16 protein-coding genes and 5 pseudogenes are annotated in these 19,882 nt (G+C 42.5%); 3 read left to right on the top strand and 18 right to left on the bottom strand.

The window, feature by feature from the left end; translation table 11 throughout:
• Nucleotides 1-34 precede the first annotated feature (34 nt).
• The 10 genes and pseudogenes from DW743_RS06450 to DW743_RS19040 form a co-directional block, all read right to left on the bottom strand.
• A complete protein-coding gene (locus tag DW743_RS06450) occupies nt 35-427 on the bottom strand; it encodes a helix-turn-helix domain-containing protein (RefSeq protein WP_022461287.1) in 393 nt (130 codons plus the stop codon).
• A gap of 53 nt (nt 428-480) precedes the next feature.
• A complete protein-coding gene (locus DW743_RS18390; protein WP_243004567.1) occupies nt 481-1,215 on the bottom strand; it encodes a hypothetical protein in 735 nt (244 codons plus the stop codon).
• An 11-nt stretch (nt 1,216-1,226) separates the two neighbouring features.
• Nucleotides 1,227-1,379 (bottom strand): annotated as a pseudogene (locus DW743_RS06440) (MerR family transcriptional regulator); the annotation flags it as partial.
• 109 nt (nt 1,380-1,488) lie between these two features.
• Nucleotides 1,489-1,794 (bottom strand): annotated as a pseudogene (locus DW743_RS06435) (ATP-binding protein); the annotation flags it as partial.
• A complete protein-coding gene (locus DW743_RS06430; protein ID WP_242991131.1) occupies nt 1,751-2,341 on the bottom strand; it encodes an IS3 family transposase in 591 nt (196 codons plus the stop codon). The gene DW743_RS06430 and the pseudogene DW743_RS06435, both read right to left, overlap by 44 nt.
• Nucleotides 2,342-2,400: 59 nt before the next feature.
• A pseudogene (locus DW743_RS06425) lies at nt 2,401-2,814 on the bottom strand (reverse transcriptase domain-containing protein); the annotation flags it as partial.
• A gap of 532 nt (nt 2,815-3,346) precedes the next feature.
• A complete protein-coding gene (locus tag DW743_RS06420; RefSeq protein WP_112483362.1) occupies nt 3,347-4,744 on the bottom strand; it encodes an ATP-binding protein in 1,398 nt (465 codons plus the stop codon).
• A gap of 108 nt (nt 4,745-4,852) precedes the next feature.
• Nucleotides 4,853-5,035, bottom strand: coding sequence for a hypothetical protein (locus DW743_RS06415; RefSeq protein WP_082424984.1), 183 nt, complete (start codon nt 5,033-5,035; stop codon nt 4,853-4,855).
• Nucleotides 5,036-5,090: 55 nt separating this feature from the next.
• Nucleotides 5,091-6,128, bottom strand: a pseudogene (gene tnpC, locus DW743_RS19045) (IS66 family transposase); the annotation flags it as partial.
• Nucleotides 6,129-6,188: 60 nt separating this feature from the next.
• Nucleotides 6,189-7,526 (bottom strand): annotated as a pseudogene (locus tag DW743_RS19040) (IS3 family transposase); the annotation flags it as partial.
• A gap of 780 nt (nt 7,527-8,306) precedes the next feature.
• Here DW743_RS19040 and gmd point away from each other — a divergent pair.
• From gmd to DW743_RS06395, 3 genes are read left to right on the top strand one after another with little or no spacing between them, the layout of a single operon-like run.
• The gene (gene gmd / locus DW743_RS06405; protein WP_055228363.1) at nt 8,307-9,350 is read left to right on the top strand and encodes a GDP-mannose 4,6-dehydratase; all 1,044 of its coding nucleotides are present in this window, start codon (nt 8,307-8,309) and stop codon (nt 9,348-9,350) included.
• A gap of 22 nt (nt 9,351-9,372) precedes the next feature.
• Entirely contained in the window at nt 9,373-10,314 is a 942-nt protein-coding gene (locus DW743_RS06400) for a GDP-L-fucose synthase family protein (RefSeq protein ID WP_334291844.1), read from the top strand.
• A gap of 12 nt (nt 10,315-10,326) precedes the next feature.
• Nucleotides 10,327-11,649 carry a sugar phosphate nucleotidyltransferase gene (locus DW743_RS06395; RefSeq protein ID WP_117760957.1) on the top strand — a complete coding sequence of 441 codons (1,323 nt, stop codon included), beginning with the start codon at nt 10,327-10,329 and terminating at the stop codon, nt 11,647-11,649.
• 66 nt (nt 11,650-11,715) lie between these two features.
• Here the strand turns inward: DW743_RS06395 and DW743_RS06390 are convergent, their stop codons facing one another.
• The 8 genes from DW743_RS06390 to DW743_RS19035 form a co-directional block, all read right to left on the bottom strand.
• Nucleotides 11,716-12,579 carry an AraC family transcriptional regulator gene (locus DW743_RS06390; RefSeq protein ID WP_117760955.1) on the bottom strand — a complete coding sequence of 288 codons (864 nt, stop codon included), beginning with the start codon at nt 12,577-12,579 and terminating at the stop codon, nt 11,716-11,718.
• A gap of 2 nt (nt 12,580-12,581) precedes the next feature.
• Nucleotides 12,582-13,007 carry an L-fucose mutarotase gene (gene fucU / locus DW743_RS06385; protein WP_055228359.1) on the bottom strand — a complete coding sequence of 142 codons (426 nt, stop codon included), beginning with the start codon at nt 13,005-13,007 and terminating at the stop codon, nt 12,582-12,584.
• 13 nt (nt 13,008-13,020) lie between these two features.
• Nucleotides 13,021-15,909: a fucose pyrophosphorylase domain-containing protein gene (locus tag DW743_RS06380; RefSeq protein WP_117760953.1), complete on the bottom strand. Its 2,889-nt coding sequence runs from the start codon at nt 15,907-15,909 to the stop codon at nt 13,021-13,023.
• Nucleotides 15,910-16,052: 143 nt separating this feature from the next.
• Nucleotides 16,053-16,916, bottom strand: a complete 864-nt coding sequence (locus DW743_RS06375; protein WP_118760254.1) for a restriction endonuclease — start codon at nt 16,914-16,916, stop codon at nt 16,053-16,055.
• Between the two features lie 89 nt (nt 16,917-17,005).
• On the bottom strand, nt 17,006-17,533 hold the full coding sequence (locus DW743_RS06370; protein ID WP_117760949.1) for a Pycsar system effector family protein: 528 nt from the start codon (nt 17,531-17,533) through the stop codon (nt 17,006-17,008).
• Nucleotides 17,514-18,974 carry a hypothetical protein gene (locus tag DW743_RS06365; RefSeq protein ID WP_117760947.1) on the bottom strand — a complete coding sequence of 487 codons (1,461 nt, stop codon included), beginning with the start codon at nt 18,972-18,974 and terminating at the stop codon, nt 17,514-17,516. The genes DW743_RS06370 and DW743_RS06365 overlap by 20 nt, the downstream gene beginning before the upstream one ends.
• On the bottom strand, nt 18,968-19,480 hold the full coding sequence (locus DW743_RS06360) for an ImmA/IrrE family metallo-endopeptidase (RefSeq protein WP_117760945.1): 513 nt from the start codon (nt 19,478-19,480) through the stop codon (nt 18,968-18,970). The genes DW743_RS06365 and DW743_RS06360 overlap by 7 nt, the downstream gene beginning before the upstream one ends.
• A 114-nt stretch (nt 19,481-19,594) precedes the next feature.
• Nucleotides 19,595-19,807: a transposase gene (locus DW743_RS19035; RefSeq protein ID WP_119188555.1), complete on the bottom strand. Its 213-nt coding sequence runs from the start codon at nt 19,805-19,807 to the stop codon at nt 19,595-19,597.
• Between the last annotated feature and the right edge of the window lie 75 nt (nt 19,808-19,882).

Raw genomic sequence — 19,882 nt, 5'->3', positions numbered from 1 at the left:
AAGATTTTCCCATATAATTTTTGCATATATTCACCTATACCGGCTTCGCCACCCGTTTCACATCGGTATCATATTCTTGATTTGTCACATCTGATCTTGTATATCTTTCCTCTTCTGTTCCATCACACAATTTTACTTCAATGTGCATTCCTAACGCCGAAGCGTATTTTTGCAGCACGACCAGTGTTGGAACCCTTTTTCTGCTCTCCAGCCGCGCCAGATTCGGTGCAAGAATTCCCGTCATATCCGCTAAGTCCTGCTGTGTCAGCCCCTGCCTGCGTCTCTCCTCTATAAGTTCTTCTATCACTTTGGACGATTTCTGCAAAGTGATCGTTTGAATCGCTTCCGCATATGCTTCCAACCGCTTCGCACGAGCTTCTTTTTCTCTTTGGTAATCCTTCTTATTCATTTCAATATCGTAATCCATATATTTTTCCTCTCGCATATATTATATAGATCATATCATAAATGATAGGATTTTTAAAGTCTCCTAAAAAATTTTATATTTTCTTCAAGCATATCTTCTCTTCCCTTCTTCTGTTTTTTATTGCCTCGATCATTTTTCTTTTCCTTCACTTCTTTCGGCACATCGATCAGTCCGAAGCGATAGAACATCCCATAGATGTAAGTCACACCCCGGATGTCACTCAGAGCCTTTGGTCGTTCAACTACTTCTCCTACCTTTTTGATATTCCCCAGTGCCAGCAGCACAGAACTCCACGCCAGGCTTTTGCTCTTCCCTCGGCGGTCGATCCACAATTCCTTTGTATATTCGCCGCTTCTGCCCTTTCGTATTTCATAGGTAAAGGGTAAGCCGGAATAGGTTTTAAATTGCACACCACAATAAAGCAAGACCGTCTCCCACAGGTGCTCCTCTGTCGGCTCTGATCTCAGTTTTCTTATCGCTCTGTATCTCCGCTGCCGCTCTGCTCCAACACTGATTTTCTCTTTATCTGCTGTACTCGGGAAGTACACGCCTTTCTGATATGGCAGGTATGAGGTGACGGAGGCTTTGGAAAGTTGAAGAGTATTTGCGGTTGAGAGGATGGCTTCTTTATAACTCTGTGTTTCTCGATACTTCTCAAAGGTATCCTGTACCTTCTCCGCCACTTCCGATTCATACACACCGGCCGTGATAAGCAGCTTTCTTCCTTTTAAAAAGTGCAAATTCATTGTAAGAAAATCATAAGAGGGTCTGACCCCAATACTCTCCACTCTGTATGAATTCCTTTAAATTGAAGGTACTGATCATAAGTGTAATGGCGTCTGTCTGTTGGAGTACGGTTGGCTTTTAAAATTCCTTCCCGGTCCCATCGCTGCAACGTTTTGACCGAACCCCCTAATAATTCAGCAAAATCTTTTGGTTTATAATTTCTGATATTTGACGTGTTCATCGTACACTGCAAATTACGCTTAAACGGAACGCCAGTTCCGCTACTGCGGAACGGCTATTCCATTTTTAACGGTACGAAGTACCGCTAGATTACATCATTCTGTTTCACGCATATTTATACCGTTCATCTCCAGACGATACGTATGGTGCTTATCCGTGATTCGTATAAGACACGCATCGGCGTAGGTGTTATCGGCAAACATATCGAACCATGTGCTGACTGGAAATTGTGAGATGACTACAGTTGATTTTCTTCCATCTCTGGTGTCAAGGACTTCAAAGAGAGCCCGGCATTTATCAAGGTCGAGATCCATAAGACCGAAATCATCGATCACAAGCAGATCCAGCTTGGTCAGTTTATTCAGGTAATCCAGATTTGTGGATTTGATGCGTGCCTGTTGCAACATATTGGCTGCCACGATCCGAATGGATAATGAATGGTTGATCGATATTTCGGCGAGCTTTGGCTTTGTTTATAGTATCAATCACGCAAGATACTTCCAGTGTTTCTGAAAGCGTCCAGGCTATAATTTTTCTGGAAAATAAATCCATAACACTGGTCAGATAGACAAATCCATCTATTGTCCAGATGTAGGTAATATCCGAACACCAGACTGCATTCGGACGATCAGGATTAAATTGCTCATCAAGGATATTTTGTAATTCAGTGCTAAAATCGGAATCTTTTGTGGTGATCGTCCATGGTTTGCTCCACTGAGCACGAATTCCCATTTGGCGCATATATGTACCAACGGTTCTTTCCGAAATGACTTCACCAGTTTTTCGAAGTTCTACAGTGATTTTCGGAGCACCGTAGTTCTGCTTGGAATTATCATAAATATCCTGTATTTTTGCTTTTACAGCTTTACGACGTTTTTCTGTATCAGAAGGTACGTGGTGGAGCCATGCAAGATATCCTGAGCGAGAGACACCTAAAAATTTCAACATTCCGGAAACGGAAACCCGGCATCCAGCCTTTTTGGCAGCTTCCGTCTTCTCAGACACTTCAAGATAAATGGCTTACCATCATTCATCATATCAAGTGCTGTTAGGATTGCTTGCTGTGCACATCTATTCGGTCTGAATCCGTAGCTATGGTCATGGAACTGTTCCTCATAGATTGGTGTTAAGACCTGTGCAATGGCTTGTTGTATGAATCTGTCTGTTACTGTTGGTACTCCCAGGTTTCTGACACCACCGTCTGGCTTTGGTATCTCCACTCTTCGTACTGGTTGAGGTTTATATTTTCTTGTCCTCAACTGTTCCTTGATTATTTCGCCGTTCTTTACAAGATGTTCTTTAAGTTCTGTGTACTTCATTCCGTCCACTCCCTCGGCACCTTTATTTCGTACGACTTGCAGATATGCTCTGTTGAGATTATCGCTGGACAGTATCTGCTTCATTAGACTACTTGTGTACATGCGTTCTTTCCTTTCCGTCTCGCTTGATTTGACCACCCTTTTCCCGATTGGTTACGGCAGATGTTGTCATTTCTGCAATACGAGACATACTCAAACTTATTGATTGTTCGCCCCTTCGCTCCATCTCCATTACAGAGACTTCTTTACTACTATGGGCTCGGCTGACTTCTCACAGTTCGTTGTTACTAGGCTAATGAAACCCCTGTGAGACCTCCACGCTTAAGGTGCACGCTCTTTTCTCTCATATATCCGCCACATTTACTCGGTTCCTACAAACGGCAACTTTACGGCTTTGTCTTATTTAGCAGACTTACCAAGCGGAACCTAGCCTCATATGTGATTTCTGTCCGTCGGACCAAGAGTTCGCTTACAGCTTCCTTCAGATTCTACCTTACGATAGACACCCTTGCTGTTCAGCTATACACTTCCTTGTCGCCTAGGCGTGTTCGGGACTTTCACCCGTTAGAGCGCGCCCATGGCGCGCAAACTAAAATACCCTGCCAACTTTCACCAGCAGGGTTGATTAGAATTTTTACTTGTAAAGGTCTTCCAGCGTTATCAGCCGAACTTCACCTCGCTCTTGTGCCTGAAGAAGTCCATCTGTGAATCCGCCTTTCGAGAAGATATAGTAGTGATAGTTGTTGCCCTTTCCAAAAACTGAGGCATAATCCCGAATCAAATCGAGTTCATCCACACCGATTTTCTCATTCCGGTATTTGCATGAACCGATGATATAGTCTTTGCCCTCAACAGGAGTTCCGACGATATCAATCTGTATCTGCTTTTTCTTCTTCGGGTCTGTCCCCCACCACTGGCCGATTTCACTCAGCTCAATAGGAAGGCTATCCGAATAATAGAGCAGGTAATCCTGACACATCTTCTCATAAATTAGACCCATGTAATCAGGAAGATACTGCTTTACAGCGTGTGGATAGGTCTTTGCAATTCTGCCAGAGTCAATGGCACTCATATTGATTGGCACAAACCGATACCAGAAACGGAAGAAGTTATCAGCCAGCAGATAGATGGTTTTCTTACCCGGTTTTTCTGTAATCGGTGTTTCTTTCTTCGCAATGCCAAGGTCGATCAGCGTTTTCAGGTACTTCGATACGACCGAGTTTTCCTCGCCGACCTTCATCTTGATATCGTTCATTCGGGAAGCACCTTCTGCAATCGCTTTAATGATTGCATTATAAATGGCCGGCTCCCGGAGTTCCTGCTTCAGTAAGTTCCCCGGTTCCTCATACAGATAGCTGGAGCGGTCAAAGAAATTATCCAACAGAGCTTCATCCACACTATCTCGCACATCCAACTTATTGATATAGTGGGGAACTCCTCCCGTGATCCCATAAATCAGGGAATTGTCTTCTGCAGACAGATTTGGGTGGAACACAGCGGTTTCTTTATAGTCTAGCGGCTCAATCTTAAACTGGCCAGTACGTCTGCCATACAACGGACTTTCCTTTCCAAGCACCTGACTCTCCATGAAGCTCATAGAGGAGCCGCAAAGAATCAGGTACATCTTGGACTCTGTCCATTTGTGGTCGATGATGTGCTGCAGCATCGCTGAAATAGCTGGTTTTGCTTTTGCAAGATAAGGATACTCATCAATGACAAAGACAATCCTCTTTTCCTTTGAAAGTGCTGTCAACTCATCCAAAGCTGCATCATAGGACCTGAACTCCGGTGCAGACTCCATATCCGGCCGCTCAAAACTCATAATCGACTTTGAGAGAGCTTCCAGATTTTCCTTTCCTGTCGTGTTCAATGCAGAAAAGAAAATGGTAGGCTTATCTTTGCAGAACTCGTTGATCAGTGCCGTTTTACCAACACGCCGTCTGCCGTAGATGACAATGCACTCAAACTTATCACCTGCATACCGTTTATTCAGTTTCCGCAGCTCATCCTCACGGCAATAGAATTGACTCATCTACTCACCTCCAATAATTATACTCGTGAGTTAGTAACTCGTAAGTTACTTCTTTACGAGTATAATAAATCAGATAGTCTGCAAAGTCAAGTAAAATAAGTCGAACCTTTAAAATCGATCGAAGTCCGACTGACTTGCCAGCTCTTTGTACGAATAGCCGTCATTCTGCCGCTCCGTGAACATATCATTGACCAACCCGATGGTCAGCAGGTCGAGGTCGGCAATGCTGATACCGAGCTGTACACAGGTAAGTAGGTAATCATCCGTATATTGACATTTTATAAAAGCCATCTGATACTGTTTCTGGCTGTCTGCCAAATTCTATATCAGATGGCTTAGTATTATTTTTTAGTTTAGTACGGCAGTATTCCGGAAGATCTTCTGACCATGGAAGCAGTTTCTTTAACTCTTCCTCTTTAGGAAAAGCTCCCATTTTTCTGAGTTCATCCAATATATAAGTCAGATATGCGTATGGTTTCAGATGGTTCAGAAGTGCCGTTTCTGTAATGCTGTAAACAAGGGCACTGGCACCAGCTCCCCGTACACTTTTGGCAAACAGCCAGTTGCGGCGTCCCACTGCAAAGTTTTTCAATGCACGTTCTGCACTGTTGTTGTCTATACTGAGATGGCCATCTTCCAGATAGCGTTTCTGATATGCTTCCTGATTAAGCGTATACAAAATGGCATCACCAATAAGGGAAGACCTGTCTACAGAATCTTCCATCGTATGCAGCCATTCAAACAGGGCATCCATAACTGGACGGGACTGTTTCTGGCGCTCCTCATATTTTTCTTCCGGTGCTTTATTGTGGATCATTTCCTCGATCTTATAGAGGATCCCGATCCTTGACATCGCCTGATATGCAATGGTCTCTTTCAGCTGTTCTTTTGTAAAGTCTTTTTTTAATGCTGTGAGGGCTGCATCAAAACGTCGTCTTGCATGGGTAAGGCACCCGCTTACTATGATACCTTCTCCTAAACTGTGATAAGCCTGATATCCATCACAGGTCAGATACCCATGAAACCTGTCCCCTAAAAAGTTTACAGGATGATATCCCGCACGGGTCCTTTCATAATCGAAGAGTACCATCTGCGGGGAACCACTGAATTCATCCGTGAGATATACCCACATCCAGTTCTGGGTCGTCCCTTTCTGATCCGGTTCTCCGAGTACCTGGATCCGGCTTTCGTCACAATGGATATATCTGCTTTCCAGAAGTTCCTCTTTCATCAGCTGATACAGCGGTTTCAGGTATCTGTCTGCACAGTTTATGATCCAGTTCGCCATAGTCTTTGTGGAGAGATCGAGATCATATCTGGCAAACTCTCTTTCCTGACGTGCCAGAGAGGAGGAGGCACACCATTTTGCTTTGTATGCTTCTATTCTTTTGTTCTCAGCAATCGGATATTGTATCGGGGTTTCCGCTGATAATGCTTCGCTTCGTACTTCCAGTGGCGTTTTGCAATGGAATCTTTCCTGCAGTCTTTCTTCGGCATAAAACTTTATATATTTGTCGATTGCCGAACGTAAAGATATCTCGTCGGTTATCTTATACATACAATACATCTCTGATTTGATAATCCCCCACAATCCTTCAGTAGGACCATTATCAATGCAGTGTCCAACACGGGACATAGACTGTTCCATGCCTTGTTCTCGAAGCCTTTTCTGAAATATTCTGCTCGTGTACTGAAAACCTCTGTCAGAATGAAAAATCGGCCTGGCATCCGGATTATCTTTGAGAGCCTTATCGTATGTGTCAAACACGAGCTTATTGTCATTTCTTCCGCTTATGACATACGCAACTGGAAATCGATCATATAGATCAAGGATGACACTGAGATATAGTTTCCTGCCAGTCTCAGGAACCTTGAATTCCGTAACATCCGTAGCCCATTTCTCATTAGGTTTCGTTGCATTGAATTCCCTCTTCAGCTTATTTTCCGCTGTTGTCTCCGGTCTGGACGACGGGTATTTCTTCTTCTTTTTACGGATAATAGAATGAATTCCCAGCTTCCTCATGATTCTGTGAACCCTGTTCCTGCTGTAGCTGGTGTGATTGAAATGGTTGATCCAGCTTGTCATCCGCCTGTATCCCAAGATATGTCCGAACCGTTCGTCATACTCCTTTATCAGTTCTGCCAGTTTTGTGTTCTCGGATTCCTGCTCTGGAATTGTCCGGTGCAGCCATTTATAGTAAGCAGCGTGTGATATGCCCAATTGTTTGCACATCCAGTTGACACCCCATTGCTTTTTTTCGTAAAAATATTTTATTGCCTGATATTTTGATTCAAACCGTAGTTTTCCAAGCCTCACATTCTTTCGAATTCCTTCACTTTTTTTTAACAGTTCCACCACCATATCTTTTTCTTCAAGCTGGCGCTTTAGTCGCAGGTTCTCCCGGCGCAGCCATTCCAGTTCATCGACTTCATCATCCGTTTTGTGGTGCCCGCGTTTATCGGACAGTCCATCTTCCCCAACAGCATCATATTTTCTGACCCATGAGTACACCTGGCTATAAGAAACATCATATAGAGAAGCTGTTCCTTTATAATCACGGTTATGGGTAATACAGTATTCAACGATTTCCTTACGTTCAGCTAACGTTGTCTTTCTTCGTGCTTCTGCCATATAGACCTCCCTCTTGGGATCATAATCCCTAAGTTCTCTATTGGCATTATACAACGAAATCCATTTTTGTAGTGTTGCATGTGCAGGAATTCCATATCTGGCGCATAAATCGGTAACCGATCCTTCCCCGTTGATATACTTCCGAACCATTTCAATTTTAAATTCACTGGAATAGGAATGGTTAGCTGTAACAGGGCAGAGGGCTTTTATTCCCCCATTTTGATATGCCAGTATCCAGTCTCTTATAGTTCGTGTACTTTTTATAGATAAATCTACCATAATTTCAGAGACAGAACGTATTCCATTCAGATAATCCTCGACAGCAGAAATTTTTTCTTCAACCGTACACTTGGGTTTTTTTCCCATAAAAATACCTCCAACGTAGATTTTGGTTATTTACCTTGTCTACTTCAGAGGTATCATATCATTATATGGAGAGTGTTAATAATTACATCTACCTATTCGGAGGTGCGTTAGCGTCATAATTCCGGTTGCGGAAGAGACTGGAAAATGTTATTCTTATCATAGGCAGTGGAGCTTTCTTAGTTCAGTTGTTTCGTGTGGTAACTTAACAATAACGGATTATGGAAAGTAATTCCACTGCTTTTTTAATAAAAATAAAACTGCGCCACAGCCTTGGCAGGCCATCGCGCAGCGATTTTGTTCAATCTTAGTTTATCATTCCTGTTCTTATGTGTCAAGTTCTGTGCTTATCTTTTCCCACCATTTTTCCAAATTTGACTTATCCATGAACTAGTGCCTCAGAAAAGGAAATCAAACCACTTCTGACCGAATAAACCAATATAATGCTATCAACCCCCAAAATATCCTCTCACATTTCTCCCCATCTTCCGTTAAACTACATACACAAACAACTAATACGGAGATTTTTCTCCACACTACACATTATTGAATAGAGAGGATTTTCGAATGAAAAAAGCACTTATCACCGGTATCACTGGTCAGGACGGCTCTTATCTTGCGGAGTTTCTGTTAGAAAAAGGTTATGAGGTTCATGGTATCACCCGTCGCGCTTCGCTTGCAAATACAGCTCGTATCGAGCACATTATGGATAAAATCACACTGCATGACGGTGACCTTTCTGATTCGTCATCGCTGATTCGTATTATCAATATTGTCCAGCCGGATGAGATTTACAACCTGGCTGCACAGTCTCATGTACAGGTTTCTTTTGATGTTCCGGAGTATTCCGGCGATGTGGATGCTCTTGGTGTTCTTCGTATTCTGGAAGCATGCCGCATTCTTGGCCTTACCAAAAAGACAAAAGTTTACCAGGCATCTACTTCTGAACTGTATGGAAAAGTAGAAGAGGTTCCGCAGCGCGAGACAACCCCGTTCCATCCATACAGCCCGTATGCGGTTGCAAAGCAGTATGGCTTCTGGATTGTAAAAGAGTACCGCGAAGCATACGGCATGTTTGCTGTCAACGGTATTCTGTTCAACCATGAATCCGAGCGCCGCGGTGAGAACTTTGTTACCCGTAAAATCACACTGGCTGCCGGAAGAATCGCAGAAGGTATTCAGGATCATCTGGAACTTGGGAACATGGACTCCCTGCGTGACTGGGGTTATGCAAAAGATTATGTGGAGTGCATGTGGATGATTATGCAGCATGAAACACCGGAAGATTTCGTCATCGCAACCGGCGAGCAGCATACCGTACGTGATTTCACTGAAAAAGCATTCGCTGCAAACGGCATTACCATCCGCTGGGAAGGCACCGGTCTGGAAGAAAAAGGCTACGATGCAGAAACCGGCAAAATGCTGGTATGTGTCAATCCGGAATGGTTCCGTCCGACCGACGTTGATAACCTCTGGGGCGATCCGACCAAGGCCAAAACCGTTCTTGGATGGAATCCGCAGAAAACAACGTATGCTGAATTAGTAGAAATTATGGCAAAGCATGACCGTCAGCTTGCAAAACAGGAAAAAGCCATGAAAGCCGCACTTTAATTTAGGAGATGCAAATATCATGATGGAAAAAAATGCAAAAATTTATGTAGCCGGACACCGTGGAATGGTTGGTTCCGCGATTGTAAGAGAACTGAAACGCCAGGGTTATGAAAATATCATTACCCGTACCCACAAAGAACTGGATCTCTGCCGTCAGGATGCTGTCGAGGCATTTTTCGCAGAGGAAAAACCGGAATATGTCTTCCTCGCTGCTGCAAAAGTAGGCGGCATCGTTGCAAACCAGGAAGCACTGGCAGATTTCATGTATGATAACATGACACTGGAAATGAATGTCATCCACTCTGCGTGGAAAAACGGCTGTAAAAAACTGGAGTTTCTTGGATCCTCCTGCATTTACCCGCGTATGGCACCGCAGCCAATGAAGGAAAGCTGTCTGCTGACTTCTGAACTGGAAAAAACAAACGAGGCTTATGCACTTGCAAAAATCTCCGGCTTAAAATACTGTGAGTTTCTGAACCGTCAGTACGGAACTGATTATATTTCCGTTATGCCAACCAATCTTTACGGACCAAACGATAACTATCATCCAACCCACAGCCACGTACTTCCTGCACTGATCCGCCGCTTCCATGAAGCAAAGGTTAACAATCTGCCGGAAGTTACCTGCTGGGGCGACGGCTCTCCGCTGCGTGAGTTCCTGTATGTCGATGACCTTGCAAATCTCTGTGTCTTCCTGATGAACAACTATTCCGGAAATGAGACCGTAAACGCTGGAACCGGAAAAGAACTGACCATCAAAGAGCTGACAGAGCTTGTTGCAAAAGTAATCGGTTATAATGGAAAAATCAATTGGGACAGCACAAAGCCAAATGGTACTCCAAGAAAACTGCTCGACGTATCCAAAGCAACCGCTCTTGGCTGGACCTACAAAACCGAGCTGGAAGACGGCATCCGTCTCTCCTACGAGGATTTCCTGAACAACCCGATGCGTGCAGAAAGATAACGGAGAAACTTTATGAATATCGTTTTATTATCCGGCGGCTCCGGCCAGCGCCTGTGGCCGCTTTCCAATGATATCCGTTCCAAGCAGTTTATCAAAATTTTCCATACGGCAGATGGTGAACTGGAATCCATGGTACAGCGCGTTTACCGTCAGATCCGTACGATCGACAAGGATGCAACGGTAACCATCGCGACCTCAAAATCACAGGTTTCCGCCATCCACAATCAGTTAGGAGAAGATGTCGGCATCAGCGTTGAGCCTTGCCGCCGTGATACATTCCCGGCCATTGCGCTTGCCGCAGCCTATCTGAAGGATGTAAAGGGAATTTCCGAGGACGAACCTGTCGTTGTCTGCCCGGTTGACCCTTATGTGGAAATTGATTATTTTGATGCCTTAAAAGACCTCGGTGCCCAGGCTGCTTCCAGCAATGCCAACCTGGTTCTGATGGGTATTGAACCGACCTATCCAAGCGAAAAATACGGATACATTATTCCAGACACCCCGGCTCCTGTCAGCACGGTGTCGATGTTCAAAGAGAAACCGACCAAAGAAATTGCAGAACAGTATATTTCCCAGGGTGCTCTTTGGAACGGCGGTGTTTTTGCTTTCCGTCTTGGTTATGTTCTGGATCGTGCTCATGCATTAATTGATTTTGAAAACTACGAAGATCTTTTCAATAAATATGAAACGTTAGACAAAATCAGCTTTGATTACGCAGTGGTAGAACACGAGGACCGTATCGAAGTGATGCGTTTCTCCGGCATGTGGAAAGACCTTGGAACCTGGAATACTCTTACTGAGGCCATGGACAGCCACAATGTCGGTGAAGCACTGTTTAACGAAACCTGCAGAAATGTGCACGTAGTCAACGAGCTGAATCTTCCCGTACTCTGTATGGGTCTGAAAGACATTGTAGTTTCTGCAAGCCCGGACGGCATCCTGGTTTCCGACAAAGAGCAGTCCAGTTACATCAAGCCCTTTGTCAATACCCTGGATCACCGCGTTATGTTTGCAGAAAAATCCTGGGGCAGTTTCCGCATTCTGGATATCGAAAAAGAAAGTCTTACGATTAAAGTAACTTTAAATCCGGGTCATCAGATGAACTACCACAGTCATGATTTCCGGAACGAAGTCTGGAACGTTATTTCCGGCACAGGACGTGCCGTGATCGACGGCGTTATTTACAATGTTCACGCCGGTGACACCCTGCAGATGAATGCAGGCAGCAAACACACCATTTTTGCTGATACGGAACTGCAGATCATTGAAGTCCAATTCGGAAAAGACATCAATGTACACGATAAACATAAATACGATCTGCCGTCCCTTTTCTAAATTGTAATGAAAAACCGCAAACCATTTTCTGCCCGATCTGCTGAAAATGATTTGCGGTTTTCTGTTTTACCATTTTTTCCGGTATTCTCCCGGACTCATTCCTTCTATTTTTCGAAAACGGCGCGCCAGATAATTTGCATCATTCATTCCGATTGCGGCACTGATTTCATCCACCGTCATATCAGTAAATCGAAGCAGATTTTTCGCCTGCGTAATCCGTCTCGTTTCCAGATAAGAAATAATTGTCACACCATATGTTTCTTTAAATATCTTCGTCAGATAATATTTATTAATATAAAATTTCTGTGACAGCAGTTCCAGTGTAATATGTTCCTTATAATTTTCATCCAGATAACTTTTCACCTTTTCCATGCTCATCCGTTTTCTGGCATGCGCAGCGCGTCCCTGTTCCGGATGCCAGGAATTCTTCATCAGAATCCAAAGCAGGCGGTTTAAAATCTCATTAATTTTCATATCCCGCACATAACTGTCCGATCCTGCCGCAGAATACAGGTCTGTCATAACTTCTACCAATTCTTCCATTTCCTTGGGATGAAAAACCGGCTGTCCGCCGCGCTCCTGATACTTTTTGTAAATATCAGGCATGGTATGACCGTAAAAATGACACCACTGCAAGGTCCACAGATCTGCCGATGTCGCATGGGAATACGGTTTTCTGCAGTCGATGAAAACACAGTCTCCGGAATGCAGTGCATACGTTTTCCCATTGTAATTCAGCTCTCCTGACCCCGATGTTACCGAAAAGAACAGATACGAAGCCAGATGCTCTCGATGAGACGTATGCGCCGCCAGTGCATGGAGCGAACCTGTTTCCTGTAAATACAGAAGTGAAGTTCTGGCAAATTCCGACGGTGTATATAAAATACGCTGCGACGACACCGAATGGGACGACGAAGCAAAATATTCCATTCCTATCTTACCACACCTTTTTTCAGAATCATATTGGCATACTGTGCCGTCTCACCCGTTGCCACAACACAATAGGCTTCTTTTGCACGCTCATAGTAGGCAAAGCGTTCCATCGTATGTACTTTTGCTTCCGGTTCGTATCGATTCAGAACCGCTTTATACTCATCCCAGATCGGCGTCTGAACCGGATCTCCCGGCACCACTTCCATCAGTACAAAATGATCCTCATCGTACTGATCCAGCGGGAACAGCTGCAAAACAGCATCCAGCAGCTCCACTGCACCGATTCCGTCTGCACGTACAATTCGTTTTCCTGTACTGACCGTTGGAAAATTCGCATCGGCAAATACAATCTCATCTCCATGTCCCATTTCATCCAGCACCTTTAACAGTTCCGGTGATAATAACGGTGATATTCCTTTTAACATTCTTTTCCTCCTCCTACGCCAGTGAACAGCTCCATACATCTACACCGCTGTCTTGGAAAACTTCACGCAGCCGTTTCCGCACATCTTCCTGTGTTACGCCCTTTTTCAGCACAACCTGAAGGAAACCGCCTCCGCCGGCACCGCAAATCATCTTTCCGTCAATCAGGTCTTCTACGGAATGGAAGATCATATCAATACACGTATTCGTGCAACTCGCATCCAGTTTCTTGGATAATTCCCAGTGCTGATTCAAAAGCTCTGCAAATCCATCGATATTGCCTTTTTCCAGTTCAAACCGCATCAGAACCGCCGTCTGCTGAATCGCATATAAGACATCCACCGCATCCTCGATTCCTCCGACATATCGTCCAACGACATCCCGCAGCAGATTTCTTGCCAGTCTGCGCTGTCCGGAATAGATCAGGCAGAAACGCTCGTCGAGTTCTTTTCTTGTCTTTTCACTGATTTTGCACGGCACACACGTAATTCTCTGTCGAATTGCCGGTTCACTCGAAACCATCTTGATTCCCGGTGCCAGACCTCCGACCTGATCCTGCCATCCGCCGCCGGTAGACATAATCTGTTCCATGCAAAGAACACGGTCATACAGCTCTTCGTCTGTTACCTCTTTTCCCAGCATCTCATACAGCGCTTTTACACAGGCACCCGCCAGAATCGAAGATGTTCCAAGGCCGGAACCGCGCGGGATATTGATGACCTGCGTGGAAAGATACAGGCCGCTTCCCAGATTTTCCGTGATTTCCTGCACGGAAATCGGATCCTTATATGGAATCACGCCGCAGGCAATCAGTGCCGCTTTGTGCAGGGCAAACGGATCGTATGGATTGCTGGAATCCTGTAAACTGGAAATATCGGTAAAGGTCTGCTCGGCACCACTGTCCGCACTTGCGAGAACAATCACCGGTTCGTCGACTTTCTTAACCACAACTTCGATCGGGCAGTTTCCGTCCAGCATCACAGCCGCATTCAGTACGGTTCCGCCATGTTCCATGCAGTACGGCGGTGTATCACTCCAGCCGCCTCCCCAGTTCACACGGACCGGAAGATTTACGGTAACCTGATCTTTTCCCATTTTCGCATCGGCATCATAGCAAAGACCTTTTACAGCTCCGGCAAGAATACCGCTGCTGATGGTCGCAAAGCAGGAGTCCATATACTTTTCATCAAAACAGGACAGAACATAATAAATTCTGATCTTTCTGCTGAACTGATCAAGCTCTGTCTCGCTTAATCTCTGTGCTTCTTTCAGCAGTTCACCTTTCACCCGCTCTGAGATACCATCCCGCATCTGCTCAACCAGTCTGGTTAAATTTTCCTTTCGATCAATTGCCTCCAGAATTTCTTCCAGTTCTACTTTATCCGATACCTTCTCCTGCCACGGCATCAGTGCAGAAAGATCTGCTTGGTTAAAGCTGTCTTTCAGTGAAATCGCATCTTCCCGAATCGGAAAACCTTCTCTCCAGGCTTCCAGTGTCTGATGCACTGCCTCTTCCATTGAATCGCATACTGGATAAATCGCAGCTTCCCAGAGCGGCATCGGCAATGTTTTTCCAAACAGCAATGCTTCCTTCGGATTGTCAGAAACACCGTACATGCGGACAACAAATTTTCCATTCTGCTGTTTCAGTCCATGCAGAACAGTATGCGCAGGAATCGTCTGACCATCTAATGTCACGCCGGAAATCACACACTCTTCACCTATCTGTGACTTATTGCGAATCATACAGTCTTCCAGGTAGCTTCCCTTTCCAATCTCTGCATTCGGGCTGACGTAACTGTTCGAAGCTGCAAAATCCGCTTCCTCCCGATTCGTGTTGATGTTCGATGTCCATCCCAGATAATAGAATTCATCCATCCGCTCTGTCATAAGCTCACGCAGTTCTTTTGTCGTACCAAAGTGGATAAATGCAGCCGGTGACATTCGAATCAGTTTCATCTGATACGGATGCAATACACTCCACAACTCCGTTCTGCACTGTTCCAGTTCCGGCGTAAAATCACCTTCCGGTGTTTCTTTATAATACTGCTCCAGCGTAGAGTCTGATGCCAGAGGGTAGAGAAAATCAGCATAAAAGGAAAGCCGGGTACTCTCATTCACATAAGCTGCAAATTTTTCTTTCGTATCCACCAGCTGGTACAGCGCCTGCAGCATCTCACTGTTGAAGATTACCGCTCCTGTATCGATATCTACATTTCCCTGATCATCCGAAGCTCCCAGTTTCTGCAGCTGCTCCACTGTTTTTTTGTGCAGGAAACCACCTACATTTCCTTCGCTGTCAACCCGGTAAACACCGTGATTTTTTCCGATCTCCGCCGGCTCTTTAATCGAAAGCGCCGCTGCACCTTTGCCATAAAAATCAATCTGCAGCGGATTGAACAGCAGCAGCACATCGCCGGAACACACCAACATACCAGCATTCATCCGTGCGGCCACACCACTCATGGAAATCATAAATTCATCAAACAGAGTAGAACGTTTTCCATTCGGCAGAACACGTGGCACCGGTGAAAATAACTTTCCGCAGGCAGAATACTGCGGCACCCGCTTGCTGTCGCCGCCGGAATGGATTACCAGAATCCGCTGATTCTCGAATGAGCCTGCATTTTCATGAACGTAGCGCAGAACATTCAATGTGGCGCCGCCACTGCCTACTCGTTTTCCGTCTGGATCCGGAAGAACTGCATAGTGTGTCGACTCTGGAATCATATGGTGCTCCAGACGATACTGAATCTGTGTACGGTACGATGCAGCCTGCTCCTCATTGGATGCTGTGAGAATTACATAATCCCATAACGGCAGATTCGGCGCTTCCAGAAGCGCGGTGTACTGGTTTGTGCAGTCGATGTAGGACTGCTGTAAAAATAGAGTTTTGTGTGACATGTCTTTTCTTTGTTCCTTACTTTATCATTGTAGTATTAATTTCTGTCCCTCTCCAGGGAACATCGTTTTTCAATCATAGATTGAAACACCTGTATTTTAGTATATCACAGATTTTGTCAAAAATCTTCCTTTTTTCATTACATTTATTGACTTATTGATTCGTAAATTTCGCAGATTTCACTTTTCATTCTTTGAACAATAGCTTCTATTTCTTCATAATCCTCCATCAGCACTTGATTCATTCTGACATATTGCCCATTATTGCTCGGTTGTACTTTAAGCCCTATATAGCCATTATATTTATTCCATTTTCCACAGAATGCGATTATTTTCTGATATAATTCAGTTTCTTGCAAAAACACAGTCCGCTGAAGCAGATCTTTTAAAGCTATATCAAATTTGTCTGACAATATAAGATATTCTGTTTTTATACCTACAAAAGGATCTTCCAACAAAAAATCCAGAATTTTATACCTCAATATCAACTCTACAAAATCATGCCGAATTATGTCTAAACTGCTATAAGCAATATCAAATTGATCTTGGATTCCATCCGTATTGATAAACGGATAATAACGTTGCAGTATTCGTGCATCAGACTTCAAAAATGCACTGATCTCCTCCCAGTAGACTACTTCAACAGAAAACAAATTATGGCTTTGCCGATATTGATTTTTTTTGAGCACATACTTTTGAATCTCTCCATCCGTCTTAGCGCCAATCGCAATTATGAAATGAGAAATCTCCGGTTTAAACTCCTCTGCGCCCTGAATCCACTGATCTATCATCGAAATTGAAACAGACATATCTTGATAATTCTTACACTGAATTGCCACCACCCCATTGGAGCCTGTACTAACAACATCAACGCCATACTGTTTCTGCCCAGGTCGTGCAAATAAGCATGCCATTCCTGGATATATGCAATTACAGTAATCCCTCATCAATTGTTCAAACTCTCTCGCATCCTGAGGCGGTGTTAATTGAAATGAAGCTAATGACGGCACAATATCAACTCCTTTGTTTTACATTCGTCTATTGCTCAGCCTGTTTTTAAGTAAACGATGAAAAACTATCCATTGAAATTTTACACATTTTAGGCTGCCAGAATTAATACAGCAATTCCCACCAATCCTATAAAATCCACATACCATGCATTCTTAAAACACTTATATTTTTGAACAATAATTTTAGCATTGTATGTTATTTCATCCGCATAATCTATTTCTCTTTTTAAAAGTTCATCTTCCGTTTTCACTGTATCTTGATACTTTTTGTATAGAGCTATTAAATAACTTTCTTTCGAATACTTTGCAATGTCTTCATAAAAAAGCAAATTATCATTTTCTTTTATAACGCCTGTTTCTTCTTTACATTTTCCCTTATCAGGCTTAAACGATTTTAAAGCTATGATTGTTGATATTACTATTGCAAGATTCACACCATAAAATAATATGTTCTTACCAGCATTCTCTGTACTCCCCCATGTTACTGCTAACATTGCTATATTAAACGCCATCAATGCAGCGTTTTTTGCTTCTGCAAAATTTAACCAACTATTAACATTCGAAAATATTGTTTCCAACATCTCTACTATAGAATTATCATTCATCTGTATTTCCATACATCTCCTCCATTTTTGCAAATGCCAGCTTTAATGTGTTTTTAAAATCTTTAACAGTGTCTTCCTTAAAGGTATCAACTTCTTCTCTCGAAATCCAGCGCACTTCGGAATGTTTTTCATTTTCTTTAAAATCGCTTTTCTTATACGTTTCGACTACTTCAGCTAATGAAATGACTCCCTTATCTTTTCCTTGTTCACTTTCCACTTCATACAATGCCAACGGTATCGGCTGCTTATCTTCTCTTTCTTCATCACAAACAACTTTTATCTTAACCCCGAAATCATTATAATATTCCTGCTCAATCTGTTCATTTAAGGATCTTTCTAAAACCGCTTTTGCACACCCAAATTCCCACTTATCTGGGTATTTTTCTCTTTTACTTGATCGTTTCATTATTAATATTTTCTTCGTAGATTTATCATAGCATACCGCCACACAATGAAGTCTCAAGAAAAATTTGGGTTCTAACAAATTTCCTTTTGCCGTTTGTGTTGTCGGTGAATCTTCTATAATTTTATCCATTTTTACAAATTTATGTATCAAATTCTGATCAGACAAAATTTTATTTAATGCATTATAAACATTATAATACATCTCTTTTTTTAATACTGAATTTTCTCTGTTAGAAAAATACTCTTTTGTTAATTCATTTTCTTCTGTCTCATCATAAAAAAAACTGTCCTCAAACTGTATGTTTTCAGCATATTTGGGATCGTGATACCAAATAATAGGATATAATCTATTCTGCCAAATTCCTCTCAAAGTTTTGTATGTAATGATATGTATATTTTTCAAATAGTCTGTATCCTTTGCTAAGATGTACGCAAGTTCAAAACTTATAACCATTCTTCTATTTTCAGTCTCTTTTTTTATTCTGAATCCAGCATCAATGTCATTTCCCAGAAATTCAATAAGCCCATACCCTTCTCTTAATTTGTATCTTTCCAGCAAATTATCATATCGTTCTATTTGTTGTACATTTTCACCCACAATTGCAATCCATGCAGCTGCTTTTAGCGAAATAACATTTTGCATTTTCATTAAAAGCTTCTTATCATTATCGATTTCCAATTCATCAAAAAATTGACCATTTTTTAACTTAAGTACAAAAATATTAAGGATCTCAAATATTTTATCTGTATATACGAAAAAATCCTTGTTTTCTTTTATCGGGATTATGAAAACTATTTCATCCCCTAAAACTCTCCACATCTCTGCACCTGGCATAAGTTTCATTACGCTTGCTTGTATTTCTTTAAATAAAGAAATAATCACATTATACCATCCTGTGTAGTTGATTGTTTTATACAACGATGAATTTACGATATCAAACGAAAAGAATAGCTCAACTGTTCGTCGAGCTATTTCCATTTTTTTCGTTTCATTCAATTCCTGTATTAATTCTCTATATCTGCTTAATCTCTGAGTTTGATCTACCATCTTAAATACCCCAAAAATTTTCCTCTATTCGCTGCCGCTTCTATCGATACGTTAAAATATTCTGCTATTTTAGATGTATCAACCATATTTCCCTCTGCCACTTTGTTTAATACAGCAAGATATTCTGTCGCCGGCATTAAAAAAGCTGCCGCAAACTCATTTGCTTGATATTCCTTTTCTGAATTTCCAATTCGATGATAAATATTATTCTCCTGTTTTTCCCACAATTCATTATTGGTTCGATAACCCATGTGAAGAAAAAGATGGCCTAATTCATGTGCTATTGTAAAACGTTCTCTTTTTTCATCTTGAAAAGGAGATACAATAATTTTAAATCCATTTCCTTCTTTCTCAACGGCACCATCAGAAAAAAAAGCTTCCTTCTGGATAGTACCACCTAGCTTTTCAACAATTTCATCAATATTTCCAATTGGTACAGATATATTGTACGCACTCAATACATCTTCCGCTAATGAATTAATCATTCTTCTAGTAGAATTATCCATTGTCACTTTTCCTTTCCTCTATAATGTCAATATATTATAACACAGTTTCTTTTATATATTCAATACCACTTATTCTTATATATAATTTTTTTACGACTATAGCATTTCCATAAATTAGTGCATATATCCACACGCATGGAACCACCCCTCACAATCCGTATGCCTTATCATTTCCAGAGCTTTTTTTACAGCTTCAGGCAGCTCAGAAGCGACACGTACTTTTTGTTTTCTAAGAATCGCTTTCATTTTTGACCACATTTTCTCTATTGGGTTCAGGTCTGGACTGTACGGTGGTAGATAAGCATAGTGAATTCCTGCTTTATCCAGATATGATCTGAATACCTATAAAGTAAGCGCAAAATATTGCTACGTTACTCATGAATTACGCTTGCACCAAAATGA

Origin of the sequence: Blautia sp. AM28-27 (genome assembly GCF_003480905.1) — a bacterium.
GTDB lineage: Bacteria > Bacillota > Clostridia > Lachnospirales > Lachnospiraceae > Fusicatenibacter > Fusicatenibacter saccharivorans.
The sequence above is the reverse complement of the archived record's forward strand: the minus strand, read 5'-3'. Positions and strand labels throughout refer to the sequence as shown.